The organism is Saccharopolyspora pogona, from assembly GCF_014697215.1.
GTDB lineage: Bacteria > Actinomycetota > Actinomycetes > Mycobacteriales > Pseudonocardiaceae > Saccharopolyspora > Saccharopolyspora hattusasensis.
The window spans coordinates 5,811,901-5,829,768 of record NZ_CP031142.1; the positions used below are offsets into that span (position 1 = coordinate 5,811,901).

At 69.6% G+C, this 17,868-nt stretch carries 17 protein-coding genes and 1 pseudogene; 8 read left to right on the plus strand and 10 right to left on the minus strand.

The annotated features are described in order from the left end of the window. Positions 1 to 92: 92 nt before the first annotated feature. The 3 genes from DL519_RS26915 to DL519_RS47285 all read right to left on the minus strand — a co-directional run bounded on the left by DL519_RS26915 (position 93) and on the right by DL519_RS47285 (position 3,401). Complete coding sequence (locus DL519_RS26915) at positions 93 to 2,354, minus strand: molybdopterin-dependent oxidoreductase (RefSeq protein WP_190818870.1); 2,262 nt, start codon at positions 2,352 to 2,354, stop codon at positions 93 to 95. A 128-nt stretch (positions 2,355 to 2,482) separates the two neighbouring features. After that, positions 2,483 to 2,866: an erythromycin esterase family protein gene (locus DL519_RS47280; protein ID WP_223839595.1), complete on the minus strand. Its 384-nt coding sequence runs from the start codon at positions 2,864 to 2,866 to the stop codon at positions 2,483 to 2,485. Then, positions 2,814 to 3,401 carry an erythromycin esterase family protein gene (locus DL519_RS47285; RefSeq protein WP_223839597.1) on the minus strand — a complete coding sequence of 196 codons (588 nt, stop codon included), beginning with the start codon at positions 3,399 to 3,401 and terminating at the stop codon, positions 2,814 to 2,816. Before DL519_RS47285 ends, DL519_RS47280 begins: the two co-directional genes overlap by 53 nt. A 312-nt stretch (positions 3,402 to 3,713) precedes the next feature. On the opposite strand from DL519_RS47285, the gene DL519_RS26925 reads away from it, so the two are divergent. Then, positions 3,714 to 4,460, plus strand: a complete 747-nt coding sequence (locus DL519_RS26925; protein WP_190818871.1) for a dienelactone hydrolase family protein — start codon at positions 3,714 to 3,716, stop codon at positions 4,458 to 4,460. Here the strand turns inward: DL519_RS26925 and DL519_RS26930 are convergent. Then, the gene (locus tag DL519_RS26930) at positions 4,412 to 5,200 is read right to left on the minus strand and encodes an isocitrate lyase/PEP mutase family protein (RefSeq protein WP_190818873.1); all 789 of its coding nucleotides are present in this window, start codon (positions 5,198 to 5,200) and stop codon (positions 4,412 to 4,414) included. The two genes, DL519_RS26925 and DL519_RS26930, sit on opposite strands and share 49 nt — an antisense overlap. Before the next feature lie 64 nt (positions 5,201 to 5,264). On the opposite strand from DL519_RS26930, the pseudogene DL519_RS26935 reads away from it, so the two are divergent. Both DL519_RS26935 and DL519_RS26940 read left to right on the plus strand, forming a co-directional pair. Further along, a pseudogene (locus DL519_RS26935) lies at positions 5,265 to 5,444 on the plus strand (ArsR/SmtB family transcription factor); the annotation flags it as partial. Positions 5,445 to 5,647: 203 nt separating this feature from the next. Next, positions 5,648 to 6,175, plus strand: coding sequence for a transcriptional regulator (locus DL519_RS26940; protein WP_190818875.1), 528 nt, complete (start codon positions 5,648 to 5,650; stop codon positions 6,173 to 6,175). Positions 6,176 to 6,365: 190 nt separating this feature from the next. Here DL519_RS26940 and DL519_RS26945 read toward each other — a convergent pair whose 3' ends face one another. Beyond that, positions 6,366 to 7,109, minus strand: a complete 744-nt coding sequence (locus tag DL519_RS26945) for an SDR family NAD(P)-dependent oxidoreductase (protein WP_190818877.1) — start codon at positions 7,107 to 7,109, stop codon at positions 6,366 to 6,368. Between the two features lie 108 nt (positions 7,110 to 7,217). Here DL519_RS26945 and DL519_RS26950 point away from each other — a divergent pair, with 108 nt between their 5' ends. Both DL519_RS26950 and DL519_RS26955 read left to right on the plus strand, forming a co-directional pair. Continuing rightward, the gene (locus tag DL519_RS26950; RefSeq protein ID WP_190818879.1) at positions 7,218 to 8,324 is read left to right on the plus strand and encodes a winged helix DNA-binding domain-containing protein; all 1,107 of its coding nucleotides are present in this window, start codon (positions 7,218 to 7,220) and stop codon (positions 8,322 to 8,324) included. A 76-nt stretch (positions 8,325 to 8,400) separates the two neighbouring features. Further along, on the plus strand, positions 8,401 to 9,216 hold the full coding sequence (locus DL519_RS26955) for an SAM-dependent methyltransferase (RefSeq protein WP_190818881.1): 816 nt from the start codon (positions 8,401 to 8,403) through the stop codon (positions 9,214 to 9,216). Positions 9,217 to 9,291: 75 nt separating this feature from the next. On the opposite strand, the gene DL519_RS26960 is transcribed toward DL519_RS26955, so the two are convergent. Genes DL519_RS26960 through DL519_RS26975 form a run of 4 tightly spaced genes read right to left on the minus strand, consistent with a single transcriptional unit; the run spans position 9,292 to position 13,943 of the window. Then, on the minus strand, positions 9,292 to 9,921 hold the full coding sequence (locus DL519_RS26960; RefSeq protein WP_168586422.1) for a GTP-binding protein: 630 nt from the start codon (positions 9,919 to 9,921) through the stop codon (positions 9,292 to 9,294). After that, the gene (locus DL519_RS26965; RefSeq protein ID WP_190818882.1) at positions 9,902 to 10,474 is read right to left on the minus strand and encodes a DUF742 domain-containing protein; all 573 of its coding nucleotides are present in this window, start codon (positions 10,472 to 10,474) and stop codon (positions 9,902 to 9,904) included. Before DL519_RS26965 ends, DL519_RS26960 begins: the two co-directional genes overlap by 20 nt. A 7-nt stretch (positions 10,475 to 10,481) precedes the next feature. Beyond that, a complete protein-coding gene (locus DL519_RS26970) occupies positions 10,482 to 10,922 on the minus strand; it encodes a roadblock/LC7 domain-containing protein (RefSeq protein ID WP_190818883.1) in 441 nt (146 codons plus the stop codon). Between the two features lie 54 nt (positions 10,923 to 10,976). Then, positions 10,977 to 13,943, minus strand: coding sequence for a nitrate- and nitrite sensing domain-containing protein (locus tag DL519_RS26975; protein ID WP_190818884.1), 2,967 nt, complete (start codon positions 13,941 to 13,943; stop codon positions 10,977 to 10,979). Positions 13,944 to 14,651: 708 nt separating this feature from the next. On the opposite strand from DL519_RS26975, the gene DL519_RS26980 reads away from it, so the two are divergent. From DL519_RS26980 to DL519_RS26990, 3 genes are all read left to right on the plus strand, one after another. Further along, on the plus strand, positions 14,652 to 15,071 hold the full coding sequence (locus tag DL519_RS26980; RefSeq protein WP_190818885.1) for a DUF485 domain-containing protein: 420 nt from the start codon (positions 14,652 to 14,654) through the stop codon (positions 15,069 to 15,071). Beyond that, positions 15,068 to 16,660, plus strand: coding sequence for a solute symporter family protein (locus DL519_RS26985; protein WP_190818886.1), 1,593 nt, complete (start codon positions 15,068 to 15,070; stop codon positions 16,658 to 16,660). Before DL519_RS26980 ends, DL519_RS26985 begins: the two co-directional genes overlap by 4 nt. Positions 16,661 to 17,168: 508 nt before the next feature. Next, positions 17,169 to 17,531, plus strand: a complete 363-nt coding sequence (locus DL519_RS26990) for a hypothetical protein (RefSeq protein WP_190818888.1) — start codon at positions 17,169 to 17,171, stop codon at positions 17,529 to 17,531. 107 nt (positions 17,532 to 17,638) lie between these two features. On the opposite strand, the gene DL519_RS26995 is transcribed toward DL519_RS26990, so the two are convergent. Next, a complete protein-coding gene (locus DL519_RS26995) occupies positions 17,639 to 17,854 on the minus strand; it encodes a YrhK family protein (protein WP_397544978.1) in 216 nt (71 codons plus the stop codon). Positions 17,855 to 17,868: the final 14 nt, after the last annotated feature.

The following is a 17,868-nucleotide window of genomic DNA, read 5'->3' on the forward strand; positions in this document are numbered from 1 at the left end:
ACGCCGGAGGCTGTGGACAACCACCGCAATTTCCATTGAAATCGAAGGTCCAATTTCCATTGAAATTGCGGAAAACCGGGGTGCGGGGACGTTCAGCTCGAAGCGATCGGCGGGGTTCGGGTTCGCAGCGGTGGCAGTGGGGCCTGGTGGGGCCGGACTTCTACCCTGGTCAGCTGCCCCGTGCAGCCCTGGGCCAGGCGGGATGTTCCGATGTCCCGGGTCACGGCGTTCGGGTTGCCGTGGATGCAGGTCGCGACCTCGGGGGCGCTCGGGTCGAACCAGGCGCCGGTCGCGAGCTGGACCACGCCCGGGCGGACATCGTCGCTGATCACGACCGCCGCGAGGGCACTGCCCGTGGCGCTGCTGATCCGGACGATGTCCCCTGTGGACAGTCCTCGGCCCTCCGCATCGGCGGGATGGATGCGCAGCGGTTCTCGGTCGTGGAGCTTGGATTCCGCGCTGGTCGCGCCGTGGTCGAGTTGGCTGTGCAAGCGGGTCCCCGGGTTGTTCGCGACCAGGAACAGCGGGAACTCGCCGGTGCCCGGCGGGACCTCCAGCTCCTCCGCGGCCAACCAGGTCGGATGCCCGGGACAGTCGGCGTAGCCGAAGGAGTCGATCCGCTGCGAGAACAGCTCGATCCGTCCGCTCGGCGTCGGCAGCGGGTGCGCCTGCGGGGCCGCGCGGAATTGGTCGTAGAGGACCTGGTCGTCCGGCCCGCCGGGCAACTCGATCCGGCCGGCCTCCCAGAACTGCTGGAAGTCCAGGCCGGGGTCGAAACTCTGCCGCCACTGCTCGTACAGGTGCTCCAGCCAGGCCCACTCGTCGCGGCCCTCGGTGAACTCCTCGCCCAGCCCCAGTTCGTCGGCCAGTGCGGCGAAGATCTCGAAGTCCGACCGGGACTCCCCGAGCGGGGGAACCACCTGCCGCATGGCGATCAGCGCGCGGTCCTCCCGGGCGCAGCCCAGGTCGTTGCGCTCCAGCGTGGTCGTGGCCGGGAACACGATGTCGGCGTGCCGGGCCGTCGCCGTCCAGAACGGGTCGTGCACGATTACCGCCTCCGGTCGGCGGAACGCCTCGGTCAGCCGCGCCAGGTCCTGGTGGTGGTGGAACGGGTTCCCGCCCGCCCAGTACACCAGCCGGATGTCCGGGTACCGGCGCCGCTCGCCGTCGTACTCGTACTCCTGGCCAGGGTTGAGCAGCATGTCCGCGACTCGCGCGACCGGGATGTACTCGCGCACCGGGTTCTCGCCCTGCGGCAACGTCGGCAGCCGGTACGGAAGCGGGTGCGCCCCGATGCCTGCCATCGAGCCGTAGCCGTGGCCGAATCCGCCGCCGGGCAGGCCGACCTGCCCGAGCACGCAGGCCAGCGCGATGCCCGCCCAAAGCGCCTGCTCGCCGTAGCGGGCCCGCTGCAGCGACCAGCTCAGCGTCACCATCGTGCGCCGCGTCGCCATGGACTCGGCTAGCTCGACGATGGTGGCCGAGTCGATGCCGCAGATCTCCTCCGCCCACTGTGGACTCTTTGGAATGCCGTCCGCCTTGCCCGACAGGTACTTCCAGAACTCGTCGAACCCTGCGCAGCGCGTGCGCAGGAATTCCTCGGCGTACCAACCGCGTTCGACCAGCACGTGGCTCAGCGCCAGCATCAGCGCGGTGTCGGTGCCCGGCACCGGCGCAAGCCACCTGGCGCCGAGCTCCGGGGCGAGGTCGTCACGCAGCGGGCTGATCAACGTGAACCGGGCACCACGCTCCCGCGCCCGGCGCAGGTGCCCGGCCACCGCGTGCTTGCTGATGCCACCCGAGTTGACCTGCGAGTTCTTCGCCGGGATGCCGCCGAAGCAGACGAAGTGCTCGGTGTGCTCGGCCAGCACCGGCCACGCCGTCGGGCGGCTGATCGGGTCGTCGCTGCCGACGACGTGCCGCAGCAGCGGGGTGGAGGCGCCGAGGCTGTAGGAGTTCACCGAACGGGTGTAGCCGCCGATGACGTTCAGGAAGCGGTGGACCTGGCTCTGCGCGTGGTGGAACCGGCCCGCGCTACCCCAACCGTAGGAGCCGCCGTAGATCGCCTCGTTTCCGTAGGTGCGGCGGACCCGGTCCAGCTCGCCTGCCGCCAGTTCGACCGCCTCCGCCCAGCTGACCCGTACGTACTCGTCCCGGCCGCGCTCGCCCCGGCCCTCCAGCCAGCCCTTCCGCACATGCGGCGCGAGCACTCGCACCCGCTCGTCGAGCGCGGCGGGCACGTTGCGCAGCAACAGTGCCGGGTCCGGATCGCTCGGGTCGGCGACCACGTCGAGGCCGTCCGGCGTGGTCGCCGCGGTGAACGAGCCCCAGTGCGAGAGTTGCTGTCGGTACATGGTCACACCCCACCCGTCCCAAGCCTGGCGCCTCCGGTTTCCACCACCCGGACGCGATGCATCGTCAGCAGCATCGTCGCAAACCAACGCCGCGCACCGAAGCCCTGCGCCGGGCGGAGCAAGGGGGGTCAGCGGAGCAGGCGGGCGGCGCTGACCTCGCGGACGTGGACCACGAGGTCCAGCCATTCCGCCAGGGAACCGCCGGAGAGGTTGTAGGCGGCATCGTCGTCCGGGTCGTAGTGCGGGCCGATCAGCCTCGTCCGCGTCGGGGCGTCGAGCCAGGTGCGCACGTCCTCCGGGGCGTCGGCGCGCAGGTCGAGCACGTAGGCGTCCGGCCCGGTGGCAAGGACGGTTTCGGCGAAGTCCGCCGGCGGAGCGGGCAGCTCGTGCCACGGCGATCCGCTGCGGAAGGTCAATCCGACCGGGACGTATCCCGCGCCGAAGCGTTCGCGCAGGTAGCTACCCTGCGTTGCGGTGGGCCAGCGCCCCCGGCGACACCGTGCGCGCCGCACCGTTGACGAGGTGCGCGAGGGCGCCCCAGTAGACGATCTTGTGCCCGGTGCGCTCGTGCCAGCGGATGGTGTTCGCGGCCAACCCGCGCTCGATGTCCGCGAGGTCCTGCCCGGGCTCGACGGCCTCGTTCGCCAGGGCCAACCGCACCGGGTCATCGGGGTGCTGCTCGTTGCGACTGCGGATCCACCGAACGGCGTCGAGGATTTCCTCGGTGCGCAGGAAGGGCCCGGCACCGGCCAGCACCTCTCGCGGATCGCCCCGCCCCGTCCGCACGTAGGCGTCGAGCTCAGCGCTCGCTACGTCGTCGCCCTCCAACGACAACGACCGGAACCCCAACTTCTCCACCAAGAACCGCAACATGCGGTGCGCGACGGCCGCCAGCTCGTGAGTTCCCCAGGACGACGCGCCGAGCCCCACGACGGTGGCGTCGCGCAGCCCGTCCCGGAGGGGCCGGAGGTCCGCGTGCGGGGCGTGGGGATCCAACGACGCTAGCTGCACGGCCAGGCTCTTGATCCACTGCTCTGCTCGTTTCACTACCCGAAAGTCGAACCTCGATCAAAGTGGAGGTCAACAGCGCCGACCCGGTTGGTCAGCAGTGGTTCACACCACCAAAACAGTCTGCGCGATGTCCGTGAAAACGTACTGGTCCACCAGTCGGCCGGTGAGCGTGTCGATCTCCGCCGACCGGTCGAGTTCGCTGTGCACCGGCCGGACGCAGTGCCCGGCACCGACAGGGATCGATCCTCTCGCGGGCCTGTACGGAGGGGGGACAGTGGGCGACCGTGCAGGCGTGTCGCCGTCCGCGCGGCGGGGTAGCCGGAGCTTGCGGAACTGGAGGAGGCTCACATGGTTCAAGTCGCAACCGAGCCGGTGATCGTCAAGACCCCCAAGGGAAACCTGGAAGGGGATCTCGTCGTGCCACCGCCTGCCCGGGCGGTGGTCTTGTTCGCACACGGTTCCGGGAGTTCCCGGCACAGCCCCCGCAACCGCGCGGTTGCGGAGTCGTTGCAGGACCGCGGGTTCGGCACCCTGCTGCTGGACCTGCTCACCCCGGAGGAGGCGAAGTTCGACCAGCGGACCCACGAACTGCGCTTCGACATCGATCTGCTCGCGGAGCGACTGGTGCCCGCCATCGACCAGCTCGCCGAGTGGTCGGCCACCAGGAAGATGCCGGTCGGGTTGTTCGGCGCCAGCACCGGCGCGGCCGCCGCGCTGAAGGCCGCTGCCCGGCGCCCCGACCGCATCGCCGCCGTGGTGTCGCGCGGCGGTCGCCCGGACCTCGGCGGCGAGGGGCTGGCCTCGGTGCAGGCCCCGACGCTGCTGATCGTCGGCGGCGACGACCGCGAGGTGCTCAACCTCAACCGGCAGGCGGCGGAACTGCTCACGTCGCTGCCGCTGACCGACGTCAAGATCGAGATCGTGCCGCACGCCGGCCACCTCTTCGAAGAGCCCGGCGCGCTGGAGCGGGTCGCGGAACTCGCCGCGGAGTGGTTCCGCACCTACCTCGGGGCCGGGGTCGAGCGCTGGACCGGACCGGACGGAGGTCACTGGAAGCCGCCGGAACCCCGCCGACGGCCACCACCGATCGCGTAGTACTGCACAGTCGAATAATCGGGGATGCCGACCGCCACGGCCGCACCCGCGCGGATGTCGCGCGCCGTGGCGACAGCGGCGTGCAGCGCAGCGCGGTAGAGCAGCGAGCCCATGCTGATGCGCTGAACGCCGAGCTCTGCCAGGTGCTCGATGCGTTGGCCTGGCTGGTAGAGGATGTTGATCGGCACGTCGATCGCGTCCCGCAGCGCGTGGATGTCGCCGTCGGTGGCCATGCCGGGTACAAAGATGCCGTCCGCGCCGGCAGCGGCGTAGCGCTCGGCGCGGTCGATCGTGTCGGCGAGCGACTTGGCGCCAAGCCAATAGGTGTCCGTACGCGCGTTGAGGAAGAGTTCCGGCACACGCTCCTTCACCGCGCCGATCAGCTCTTGGTGGCGTGCGGGATCGCCGAGCTCGTCTTCGAGGTTGATCCCGGCGATGCCGAACCCGGCCAGTTCCGCCGCCAGCTCCGCGACCTCGTCGGCCCCGCCGCCGAAACCCGATTCGACGTCGACGGTGATCGGGCGCGGCAGGTCCGCCAGCCGTCGGGCCAGTTCGATCGTCTGCGTCCGGGTGCACCCTGCGGCATCCGGCAGCCCGTGGGACGCCGCGACACCGAGGCTCGTCGTGCCGATCGCCTCGAAACCGGCCTCGACCAGCGCCGCGGCGGAGGCGAAGTCCCAGGCGTTCGGCAGCAGCAACGGCGAATCCGCGTGGTGCAGCGCGTGGAATTCTCGCAACATGTTCGCACCGTAAGGCCGGGACGGTTCGGTGCCCGCCGAAACGTCGCCGTCGCAGAATGGCGGCATGACGATGGCACGCGATGTCGCCCAGTTGGCCGGGCTGCTCGCCGACCCGACCCGTGCCGCGTTCTGCCTGGCGATGCTCGACGGCCGGGCCTGGACCGCGACGGAGCTCGCGGCCCACGCCGGTGTCGCCGCCTCGACCGTCAGCGAGCACCTGAACCGGCTGGTCGCCGGCGGTCTGCTAGGACGTGTTTTATAAGCGGCGACAGCCGCTTGCGGTGTGGGACTCAACTGGCACCGCCGCGGGTTCTCAGGGGTCCTTCTCGCGAGGACAGCCCCGACGTGGTGAATTGGCATTCATGATGTCGGGGATCCCGCAGCGAGAAGGCCTCTGAGATTCCGCTACCCGCACCGCTACGCAAACCACTTTCGAAACAGGCCCTAGTGGAGCGCCGGCAGGGACGGCACCGGTACGTGCAGCTCGCCAACTCGCAGGCGGCGGACCTGCTGGAGGCGTTCATCGGCCACCTGGGGCCGAGCCGGGAGCAGCCGCGCGGCCTGCGCGCGGTCGGCGCCTCGGCGGCCCTCGCCCGGGGCCGCACCTGCTACGACCACCTCGCCGGGCGGCTCGGGGTCGTGATCGCCGACGGCATGACCAACGCGGGCCTGCTCAACCAGACCGAGGGTTTCGCGATGACCGACGCGGGCGTCGACTGGCTCACCGGCACCCTCGGCATCGCTGCGGCCGACCTCCGCGGCGCCCGGCGCCCGCTGGCGCGCGCCTGCCTGGACTGGACCGAACGGCGCTCCCACCTCGCGGGGGCCGCCGGTGCCCACTTGCTGCGCCGATTCGTGGGGAACGGCTGGATCAAGCGCATCGGCACCGGCCGCGCGGTCCGCCTCACCCCATCGGGCACCACGGCCTTGCGCGACCTGCTCGCCATCGACGCAACCACCTACGACCTAGTGTGAAGGGCACATCTCCACGGCTCAGAACCCGCGCGTACTTCGCGGCGCCACACCACCCCAAAAAGCGCCCACGGCCGACGACCTGCGGATACAACCCCGACACCGTGCGCTGGCCGCAACGGGGGAACCGCGACCCGCACTCGTTTCGCGGGACCGCGCCTTGCAATCTCATGGCACGTGACCAGCGGGAACTTCAGCGGGGCATGCGGCGCCAGATCGCCTGCGGGACCAGGCGCATCGCCGCGAACACCCAGCGCAGGATCGGCGGCACCCACACCACGCGACGTCCCCGCCGCAGCGCGTTGACCGTCGCATCCGCGACCTGATCCGGGGTGCTCGACCACGGCGCGGGGCTCATGCCCTCGGTCATCCGCCCGATGACGAACCCGGGCCGCACGATCAGCAGCTCCACGCTGCTGCCGACCAGCGCGTCGGAAAGACCGTTGGCGAATCCGTCGAGCCCGGCCTTCGCCGACCCGTAGACGTAGTTCGCCCGCCGCACCCGCACCCCCGCGACCGAGGAGAACACGACGATCTTGCCGCTGCCCTGCTCGCGCAGCAGGTTCTCCAGGTGCGTCAGCACACTGATGTGCGCGACGTAGTCGACGTGCACGATGTCGATCGCGTGCGCCGCATCCCGTTCGGCCCGCTCCTGGTCGCCGAGCACGCCGAAGGCGGTCACCGCGACGTCGATCGGGCCGTGCCGGTCGATGATGCCTCGGAGCAACTCGGCGTGGCTGCGGACGTCCGCGGCGTCGAACTCCACCCGCACCACGTCGGTGGCCCCGGCTTCGCGGAGCGCGGCCTCCTCGGCGTCCAAGTCCGCCGACCGCCGCGCCGCCAGCACCACGGTGCCGTGTCCGCGCTTGACGAGGCGCACCGCCACCTCGACGCCGATCTCGCTGCGGCCCCCGAGGACCAATACCGCTCCGCTCATCGCCGCAAGTCTGCCACCGGGACTCGGCCCGATTCGCACCGGCGCGGTGTGAAGCAAAACCCGGATGTCCGCCCGGCGGAATAAGGTTCGCCAGGCGAAGGGAGAACCATGACCATGCTCGGCCGCCGCGAGCTCAACCGCGCGACCCTGGAGCGGCAGCTGCTGCTGCGGCGTTCGGAGCGGTCCGCCGTGGAGACGATCGACCACCTCGTCGGAATGCAGGCGCAGGCACCGTTCCCGCCATACTTCGGCTTGTGGACCCGCCTCGCGCGGTTCCAACCCGACGACCTCGCGCAGCGCCTGCTGGACCGCAGCGTGGTCCGCATCGTGCTGATGCGCGGCACCGTCCACCTGGTCTCCGCCGCCGACTGCCTGCGCCTGCGGCCCCTGGTGCAGCCGATCATGGGCGGCGCCGTGCGCACGAACACCCAGCACCGGGCCGAGATCGCGGGCATCGACCACGCCGAGATCGCTGCGCTGGGCCGGGAACTGCTCGACGAGCAGCCCCGAACGGCTGCTCAGCTCGGCCCTCTGCTCGCCGAGCGGTGGCCGGACCGGAAGCCGGCGTCGCTGGCGTTCGCGCTCCGCAACCTCCTCCCGTTGGTGCAGATCCCGCCGCGCGCGGTCTGGGGGCGCAGCGGCCAACCGACCTATGCGACGGCCGAAACCTGGCTCGGGCGACCGCTGGCCGCCGAGCCCTCGCTGGAGGACGTGCTCCGCCGCTACCTCGCGGCGTTCGGCCCGGCCACGGTCGCGGACATGCAAGTCTGGTCCGGTCTCCGGGGTCTGAAGGAGGTCGTGCCCCGGCTGGACCTGCGGACTTTCCGCGACGAGAACGGCCGCCAACTGCTAGACCTGCCCGACGCACCGCGCCCGGACCCCGACGTCCCCAGCCCGCCGCGCTTCCTGGCCCCGTTCGACAACGTGCTGCTCTCGCACAAGGATCGCAGCCGGGTCATGCACGAGGACGGCCGCAAACGCCTGTTCAGCATGAAGAACGCCGTGCTCCCCGGCACGATCCTCGTCGACGGCTTCCTGCACGGCACCTGGCGGCTCGCCCGCCGGAAGCACACCGCGACGCTGCTGATCGAGCCGTACCGGAAGCTGCCCGAAGAGGACGCCGACGCCGTGGCGCTGGAGGGCCGGCGGTTGCTGCAGTTCGCCGAGCCGGACGCCGCCGACCACGACGTGCAGATCACCCCGGTCGCCGTGTGACAGGTGTTTACCTGTCGCCTTGCCGGAATTACCCTGCTCGTGATCGTTTCTACCCCGGACCGAGCGGACCCTTCTCATGGCAAGTGCTGACAGGCCGCAGATCGACACCACGAAGCCCAGCATCGCGCGGGTCTACGACGCGTTCGTCGGCGGCAAGGACAACTTCGAGGTGGACCGCGAGGTCCTGCAGCAGATCCTGAAGATCGCCCCGGAGGCAGTGCAGGTCGGCAGGCAGTGCCGGGCGTGGCTGATCCGCGTGGTCCGGTTCCTGGCCGGCCAGGCCGGCATCGACCAGTTCCTCGACCTGGGTTCCGGGCTGCCGACCGCGGAGAACACCCACCAGGCGGTGCAGCGGCTCAACGCCGAGGCCACGGTGGTCTACATCGACAACGACCCGTCGGTCGCAGCGCACGGCCGTGCGCTGCTGGAGGAGAACGAGTACACCCACTTCGCGGTCGGGGACTTGCGCTATCCCGCGGAGATCCTGGCGAACCGGAAGGTGACCAAGTACCTGGACCTGAGCCGCCCGGTGGCGTTGATCCAGTGCAACACCCTGCACCACGTCACCAACGACGAGGATCCGAAGGCGATCATGTCCGCCTACGCATCGGCCATGGCCCCCGGCTCGTACCTCGCGATCTCGCACCTGCACAACCCGGCCGACGGCAGCTCGCGGGCCAAGCTCGCGGCCGAGTCCCAAGTGCGGTTCAACTCGATGATGGGCAGCTGCTACTACCGCACCCGGGAGGAGATCCAGGCGCTGTTCTGCGGCCTCGAGATGGTCGAACCCGGCCTGACCTACCTGTTCGACTGGTGGCCCGACGGCCCGCGCCTCACCGAGCCGTCCGACGCCGAGTACAACCTCGTCGGCGGAGTCGCCCGCAAGGCATGAGAAGGGCCGTGCGTCTTCTGGGCGGTCCTAGCAGCCCAGAAGACTCACGGCCCGTACGACCCGGCCCCTCCGGGATCAGCCGGGCTGGCGGGTCGTCCAGTGGCGCATCGCGTGCTCGACCAGCGCGATCAGGGTGCGCTTGGTGGACTCCCGGTCCCGGGCGTCGCATGGCCCGATCGGCACGTTGGGGCCGATCGCCATCGCCTCGCGGACCTGTTCGATCGAGTGCACCATCTGGCCGTCGAAGCAGTTCACCCCGACCAGGTACGGCAGCCCGCGGTCCTCGAAAAAGTCGATCGCCGAGAACGAGTCGGCCAGCCGCCGGGTGTCCACCAGCACGACCGCGCCGATGGCACCGCGCACCAGGTCGTCCCACATGAACCAGAACCGCTGCTGGCCCGGGGTGCCGAACAGGTACAGGATCAGGTTGGAGGCCAGCGAGATCCGGCCGAAGTCCATCGCGACCGTGGTGGTGGTCTTGTTCGGCGTCGCGCCGAGATCGTCGACGCCCCGGCTGGCCTCCGTCATCACCGCCTCGGTGGTCAACGGCACGATCTCCGACACCGAGCCGACGAAGGTCGTCTTGCCGACGCCGAATCCGCCCGCGACCACGATCTTCGCCGAGGTCGACGCGGTGCCGCCCCGGTTGGCGGCCTGCGGCGGCGCGGAGCCGAGCTGGGGCGCGCTATAGCCGACGGAGTCCACTCAAAACCCTTTCCATCAACACCATGTGTGGTGCGCTACCGCTTTCGCTCACCGTCTGGTGCACGGTGATCAACCCCAGATCGGACATGTCGGCCAGCAACACTCGGGCCACCCCGATCGGCACCGACAACAGCGCCCCGACTTCGGCCACCGATCTGGGGTGTTGGCACAACTCGGCGATCGACTGGTGCTCCAGCCGAACCGCCACGCCCGGCTGGTACATCTCGCCGGTGGAGACCAGGGTTTCCAGCTCCAGCTGGAGGTTCGACCTGGTGCGCCCGCCGGTCCAGGTGTAGGACCGGATGCTGGACGCGGCCGGTGCCTCCGGCTCGACCGGATCGTCCGGGTAGGCCTCCTCATTCCGATCGTCGTAATCGTCGTACTGGTCGTCTTCCTGGTCCTCGTAATGCTCGGCGTACTGCTCCTGCGGCTCGTCCCGCACGCGCTTGCGACCGCTGCCGAAGGTGAACCCGTTGACGACGTGGGCGAAGCTGTCGTCCCCCGAATTGTCCCGTCTTCGGCCCCGCCGTGGATATTCCGAGCGTCTACTCATCGCATCCTCACACCAGTTGGCCGGTGAACGCGTTCGGCGCTCCCTGCAGCTGCGACCGGATCTCCGGCGTGAGGATCTGGCCGACGCGCTCCACGAGCATGGTCATCTCGTAGGCGACCAGCCCCATGTCGCACTGCGGGGCGGCGAGCACGGTCAGGCAGGAGCCGTCGCTGATGCCCATCTGCAGCAGCGTGCCGCGCTGCATCTCGACAATGGTCTGCACCACCCGCCCTGCCTCGAAGCACTTCGCCGAGCCCTGGGTGAGGCTCAGCAGCCCGGAGGCGACCGCGGCCAGCTGATCGGCCCGGTCCCTGGGCAGCGTCGCCGAGGCGGTCAGCACCAGGCCGTCGGCGGACACCACGATCGTGTGCGCCACACCGGCCACGCGCTCGGTGAAGTCGGTGATCAGCCAGCCGAACCTTTGGGAAATCATTTCCTGAGCAGTCATGCAACCTCCTGTTCGTCGCCGAGGTGATCACGCCTTAGCGCTGCGGACTTCATGTCAGCCCTCATCGGTTGCTCGATGCCGCCCACGACTGACACCGCTCTGGAAGTCGGCCAGCCGCCCGCGGAGTTGATCCGCGTCGCGCTGGAACGCCGCGGCTTCCTGGGGCCCGGAATCCGCCACGCTGCCAGGCACCAGATGCTCCTTCGGGGTCCGGCGCGGCAGGCCCGCCTGGGTGAACGAAGTCGGCTGCGGGTTCACCGCGGCCTCCGCCGCTTCGCGCGCGCTATCGGCGGCGAAGCTCCAGGTGTCTCCGGAAGTGTCCGGGACCCACTGCTGGGGCTCGACGGGTGCCGAGCCCCAGTCGTCCGATCCCTCCGGTTCCGACGCCCACGCGTCCTGCCCGGTGGGCTCCTGCATCCATGAGCCCGCCCCGGAGGTCTCCGCCGGGTGCCCGAAGTGGACGCCGTTGTGGGCAAGCTTCCGGCTGATGTCCTCCGGAATGCGGGCGGGCATGTCGGCAGCCGGTTCCGCCGCCGGTGCCGGTTCCGCCGTCTGCTGGCCGCGCGGCACGCGGCGCGGCAGCCCGGACGAGGTGAACGAAGGCTCCGCCGCCTGCCGGTCGCCCGCCAGGAAGTCCGAGTTCTGCGGGAAACCCACGCCCGCGGCCGGTTCGTCCTCCGCGCCGGGCCAGCTGACCTCGCCGGATTCGTCCCGCGACGTCAGGTACGGGTTCTCGCTGGCCGGCTGGAACCACTGGGTGGAGGCCTCGGTGAAGACCGGCGACTCCGCCGGCGGCCGCTCCGCAGGCGGCTCGGCCTCCGGCCAGTCCACACCCAGGTCCGACGGCACCGCGCGCGGCTGCTGCGGGATGTCGATCGGCGCGTCGAACAGGTGCGCCGTCGGCCAGTCCTCGCGATCGGGGACGCTGGACTCGGAGAGGCTCGCCGAAGTGGGCTCCTGCCAGGGCGAACTGTCCTGCGCGGCCGCGGGCTGCTCGCCGCGGCGCGGCAGCACGCCGGAGGTCGGCAGGTCGGTGTGCGCATGCCCGTTGCGCTGGCCCGGCGCCGCCGGGGGCGCCAGGGCAGGCCCGGACTCGACCGAGACCACGTGCTCGGCCGGGATCATCACCGTCGCCCGGACGCCCTCGACGTCCGGCCCGCCGTGCAGCTCGACGCCGACACCGTGGCGAACCGCCAGGCGCCCGGCGACGAACAGCCCCATCCGGCGCGAGGTGGCGAGGTCGTCCTCGTCCACGTGGGCCAGCCGTTCGTTGGCCCGGGCGAGTTCCTGGTGGCCCATGCCAATGCCCTGGTCCAGCACGTCTAGCACCACCGTGCCGTCACCGGCCTGGTAGCTGGACACCGTGACGGTCGTGTCCGGGGCGGAGAAGTTCGCCGCGTTGTCCAACAGCTCGGCGACCAGCCGCACCAGGTCGCTGGCGGTGTGCCCGCGCAGCTTGACCGCCGGCGGCGGCTGCACCACGACCCGCGGGTACTGCTCGATCTCGGAAACCGCGGCGCGCAGCACGTCCGCCAGGTCAGTCGGTTGGGTGAAGCGGCGCGCCAGGTCGCTGCCGGAGAGGACCATCAGGTTCTCGTTGTTGCGCCGCATCCGGGTGGCCAGGTGGTCCAGCTGGAACAACCGCGCGAGCTGGTCCGGGTCCTCTTCGTCCTGCTCCAGCTGCTCGAACAGCCGCAGCTGGCGTTCCAGGAGGCTCTGGCTGCGCCGGGAGATGCTGACGAACACCTCGCCGTAGCCGCGGCGCAGGTCCGTCTGCTCCACCGCGAGCCGCAGCGCCTGCTGGTTCACCTCGTCGAAGGCGCGGGCCAGCTGCCCGACCTCATCGGTGGTGTCGACGGGGAACGGCTCGACGACCGCGTCCGCGACATTGCCCTCCCGGATGCTGGCCACCGCCGCCGGCAGCTCGTACTCCGCGGCGTCCAGCGCGCTGCTGCGCAGGACGCGCAGCGAACCGAGCAGCTGTCGCGCGATCACCATGATGATCGCGGCGGCTGCGATCAGCGCGGACAGCAGCAGCACCGAATCCCAGCCGGCGGCGCTGCTGGCCTCGTCCTCCAGCCGCGAAGCGGTGGTGCGGACGTCGGCCGCCAGATCGCCGCGCCCCTTGTCGATCAGCGCGACCGAGGCTTCGGTGCCGGAGTTCCACGCGTCGCGCTTCACCGAGAACCCACCGGAGTAGACGTTGTCGGTGCTCTCGGTCATGATCGCGCGGAGCATGCTGTTCCGGTCCGCGATCGCCGGAGCCGCGAATGTCTGGTCCAGCCGCTGCTGCCAGTTCGCGACAACGGTGGCACGAGCATCGGTGATCTTGCTCTGCAACCGGGCGCGCGAGCCGTTCAGGCTCTCCAGCGCGGCCGGCTTGAGCTCGCCCTCGGACAGCCCGGTCAGCACCCAGGCCTGCTGCAACCGCACTTCCTCGGTCAGGCCCATCATGTCCTGCAGCGCGGTCGCCGTGCTGGACAGGCTGCGGTCGGCGAGGCTGCTGCTCAGCGCGCGGTCCAGGGCTAGCACCGAGGCGATTACACGGGTGTACTCGTCGATCGCCTTGGCCTCGCCGATCCGGCGGTCGCGGACCTGCTGGCGGAGCTGACCGAGCCCGTCCAGCAGCGGCCGGAGTTCGCCGTAGCGGTCGGCGACGACTCCCGTGGCGACGTCGGACGAGGAGAGGTGCTGCCCGACGTCGGCGGCGGCCCGGTCCACCGCGGCCGCCTGCTCCTCGATCGGGCCGAACTCGCCGTCGCCGACCAGGAACTCCACCGCGCGGGTTCGTTCTTGCTGGATGCTGACGACCAGCGGGTCGACCCGGCCGACCGTGTTCAGCACCTGCTCGACGAGGTCGTACTCGGCCGCCTTGTCGACCTGCCACCGGATCTGTCCGATACCGAGCGTGATCGCGAAGATGACCGGTACCAGCACGACCGCGGCCAACTTCGTCGGCAGCGACCAGTTGCGCCACTGCACCACGGCGTCGCGGGTGCGCCCTAACCGGCCCGCCGTCACGACCGCGCTCCCGGCTGCGAGCCAGGGCCCTCGTGCAGGTCAGTCGCGGTCTGGACCTCGGGCGAACAATACGTTGAAGAACGGCGCATGCGTGCGGTCCCGCAATCGTCGTCTGGGCTGTCTAGGGTGAAATCCAGCCGTGGTCGAGCAGCACCCGGCAACCGGAAACGCCTTACGATACTGCATCGTACCAATGCAGATTTAGATGCACTCTGCGTAACCACGCGCGCCCCCGGTTGGCGCATTACGAACACTGGTACCGAACCGTGACCTTTCGGATCGCGCGACTGTCTTTCAGTGCCTCAGCACTATAAGCCCCGTAACCCGTGATAGTACCGGGGGCTTTTTCCCATTCCGCTACGACAAACAGGCGATGTCACGCCGAGTGGTCAACCCCACTTCGCCCGCCGCGCTTTTTTCACTCGTTCAGCCTAAAGAGGGTATTCAATCTCGGCCCCGATCCCCCCATAAGGCCTGGTCAGGAAGATCGCTGCCGCGAGACCGGACCGCTGACCTGGCAATACCGGACAGCAACCAAGCGCGGGGCGTCGCCTCTCCGCAGCCCGCGGACCGCCGACCGGTAGTCTCGGAATCCCATACCAGGTGGCGATCACCACACTGTTGATCACCTGCGCGGAGTGGTTAGAATTCCCCGCCGCCGCCAGGCCTCGGCCCAGCGGGCCAACCGCGAAGTTCCAGGAAGGATGCATGAGCAACGCAACGCAATCCGCGCTGCGCGGCAGTCAGCGCGACCAGCCCGGAAATCCGCGGGCAGCCTTCGGCGGAATCGGCAAGAGCTCCGTTCGCGCGACTAACGAACCCCCCGATTTCATCGCTATCCAGGAGAGCGCGGAATTCCGCGCCCTGCGCCGCCGGCTGAAATGGTTCGTTTTTCCGGCGACGGCGTTTTTCCTGACCTGGTACATCGGGTACGTGGCGATCGCCGCCTACGCCCGGGAATTCATGGCCCGACCGCTGATCGGCGAGATCAACGTCGGACTGGTCATGGGCATCGGCCAGTTCATCACCACGGTGGGCCTGACCTCGCTTTACGTCCGGTTCGCCCGTCGCCGCATCGACCCCGATGTCGACCGGATCCGACATGACGCGGGAGAGTACGACCAGTGAATGAGCCGCAGCTGATCCCGGCCGACAGCGCGATCATCAACACCAGCGTCTTCGCGGTGTTCGTGCTGATCACGCTTTTCATCGTGTACCGGGTGAGCAACCGGGGCACCTCCAGCGACTACTTCGTCGCGGGCAGCTCGTTCACGGGTGCGCAGAACGGCATCGCGCTCTCCGGCGACTACCTGTCCGCCGCGTCGTTCCTGGGCATCGCCGGGGCGATCGCGACCTACGGCTACGACGGCTTCCTGTACTCCATCGGCTTCCTGGTCGCCTGGCTGATCAACCTGCTGCTGCTCGCCGAGCGCACCCGCAACACCGGTCGCTTCACCATGGGCGACGTGCTCAGCTTCCGGATGCGCCAGCGCCCGGTGCGGGCCGCGGCGGCCGCCTCGACGCTGGCCATCACGATCATCTACATGATCGCCCAGATCGCCGGTGCGGGCGGTCTGGTCGCCCTGCTGCTCAACGTGCACGGCAAGTTCGGCCAAGCGTTGGTGATCGCCGCGGTCGGCGCGATCATGATCACCTACGTGCTGGTGGGCGGCATGAAGGGCACCACCTGGGTACAGATCATCAAGGCCGCCTTGCTGCTGCTGTCCGTCGCGATGATCACGATCTTCCTGCTCGGCAAGTTCGGCTACAGCTTCACGAACCTGCTGCAGCACGCCGCCGACAACAACCCGCACGGCCGCGACATCTTCGCCCCCGGCGTGCAGTACGGGAAGTCCGAGCTGACCAAGCTGGACTTCGTGTCGCTGTCGCTGGCCCTGGTGCTCGGCATCGGCGGCCTGCCGCACGTGCTCATGCGGTTCTACACCGTGCCCAACGCCCGCGAGGCCCGCCGCTCGGTGGTCTGGGCGACCTGGGTGGTGGCGGTGTTCTACATCTGCACCCTGGTCGTCGGCTACGGCGCCGCCGCGCTGGTGGGCACCGACGCGATCCTGAGCGCACCGGGTGCGGAGAACTCCGCGGCCCCGCTGCTGGCCTACCGCATCGGCGGCACGGTGCTGCTGGGCATCATCGCGGCGGTCGCCTTCGCCACGATCCTGGCGGTGGTGGCCGGGTTGACGCTGACCGCATCGGCGTCGTTCGCGCACGACGTCTACGCCAACGTGATCCGCCGCGGCGACATCGACTCCGACTCCGTGGTGCGGGTAGCCCGGTTGACCGCGCTGGTGATCGGCATCGCCTCGATCCTCGGCGGCATCCTCGTCATCGGGCAGAACATCGCGTTCCTGGTCGGCCTGGCGTTCGCGTTCGCCGCCTCGGCGAACCTGTCCACGCTGCTGTACTCGCTGTTCTGGAAGCGGTTCAACACCACGGGCACGCTGTGGAGCATCTACAGCGGGCTCGGCTCCTGCCTGCTGCTGGTGATCTTCTCCCCGGTGGTTTCCGGCTCGCCGGACTCGATCCTCCCGAGCATGGACTTCGCCTTCTTCCCGTTGAAGAACCCTGGCATCGTGTCCATCCCGGTATCGTTCATCTGCGGAATCATCGGAACCTTCGTGGGCCGTGACTCGGTCGACGAGGAGCGCCAGGCCGAGATGGAGGTCCGCGCCCTGACCGGCATCGGCTCCCGCGCCGGCTGACGTTTCTGGATTCCAGGCTCGTTCTGCGTGGCGGTGCAAGGAGCGGACCCTCAGACGCCGTCTGGACTCCGGGATCCCCGGCTTGCGGCCAATACGCGGATTCGGGGCTGTCCCCGCCAGACGACGGGTGAGAACCCGCGGCGGCGCAAGCTGCGTGCGTGGGCTGAGCGCCTGCGGCGCTTGCGACAGCTTCGGCCGGTCAAGCTGAGCTTCGCGACGGCGGCTGGGGCGGCGGTTGGAAGCGGCTGCGGCACTTCGCAGACGAATGTTGAGACGTTCTCGTCGGCACGCACCGCATCGGTGCCGCTGCTCCGCTAACCCACAGGTGGGGTTCGCCGTTCACCCCGATCGCCGCGAGTCACCGGCCGCTCACAATTGTGCTCTACCCAATCGGATACTGCCGGTCGACCGCAATTCTCCATAAACTGGAGTTGCCCGCCAAAAGGACGCTTCAGCAATAGCAGGGGGCAATGGGGAGCAGCCTGGCGGGCGTATCGGGGGGTATTCCATGCGAACGGTTCGAAATGCACTGCTCGCCGCGGTCACCGCCGCCGTCCTGCCCGTGTCCGGGCTGGGCGTCCAGACCGCCACCATCGCGGCCGAAATCAAGAACGGCCTGGTCGAACTGGCCGAAAAGGCCTCGCACGGCCGGGCCGGCGACTTCCGTGTGCCCGGCGTCCGGATCCGCTCGGCACCCAATACCGCCGCCTCCGCGCGCGGCGTGGGAAATCCCGGGGACAACGCCACCATCGGCGAGGCGGTCGGCGGGGAATCCGTCCGCTGCCCGGACGGATCGGCGAATTCGGAATGGTTCGACATCACGAATCGCCGCACCCGCGTCAGCGGATTCGTCAGCGGTTGCTACCTCTGATGGAACCGCATTCGGACGCCGGGAACCGCCGGGTCAGAAATCCTGGTCCGATCCCCGGAGGCCGACCGGCCGCAACCGCCGCAGGCGCACGTGCCGGGCGAGCCTGATCACCGGCCGGACCGCGAGCTCACAGCTGCCCAGCAGGAACAGCCAGGTGCCCGCGGTCGCCGTGTCCTCGTGGAGGACAGCAGGCTGCCGGCGATGAACCAGACCGCGATCAGGAAGTCGTTGACGATGCTGATGAACTCGTACCGCTTCCGGATCAGCAGCTCCTCGTGCCCGATCCGCAGCTCCCACGGGCTCGACCCGGCCGGATCTCGCATGATCCGATTGTCCG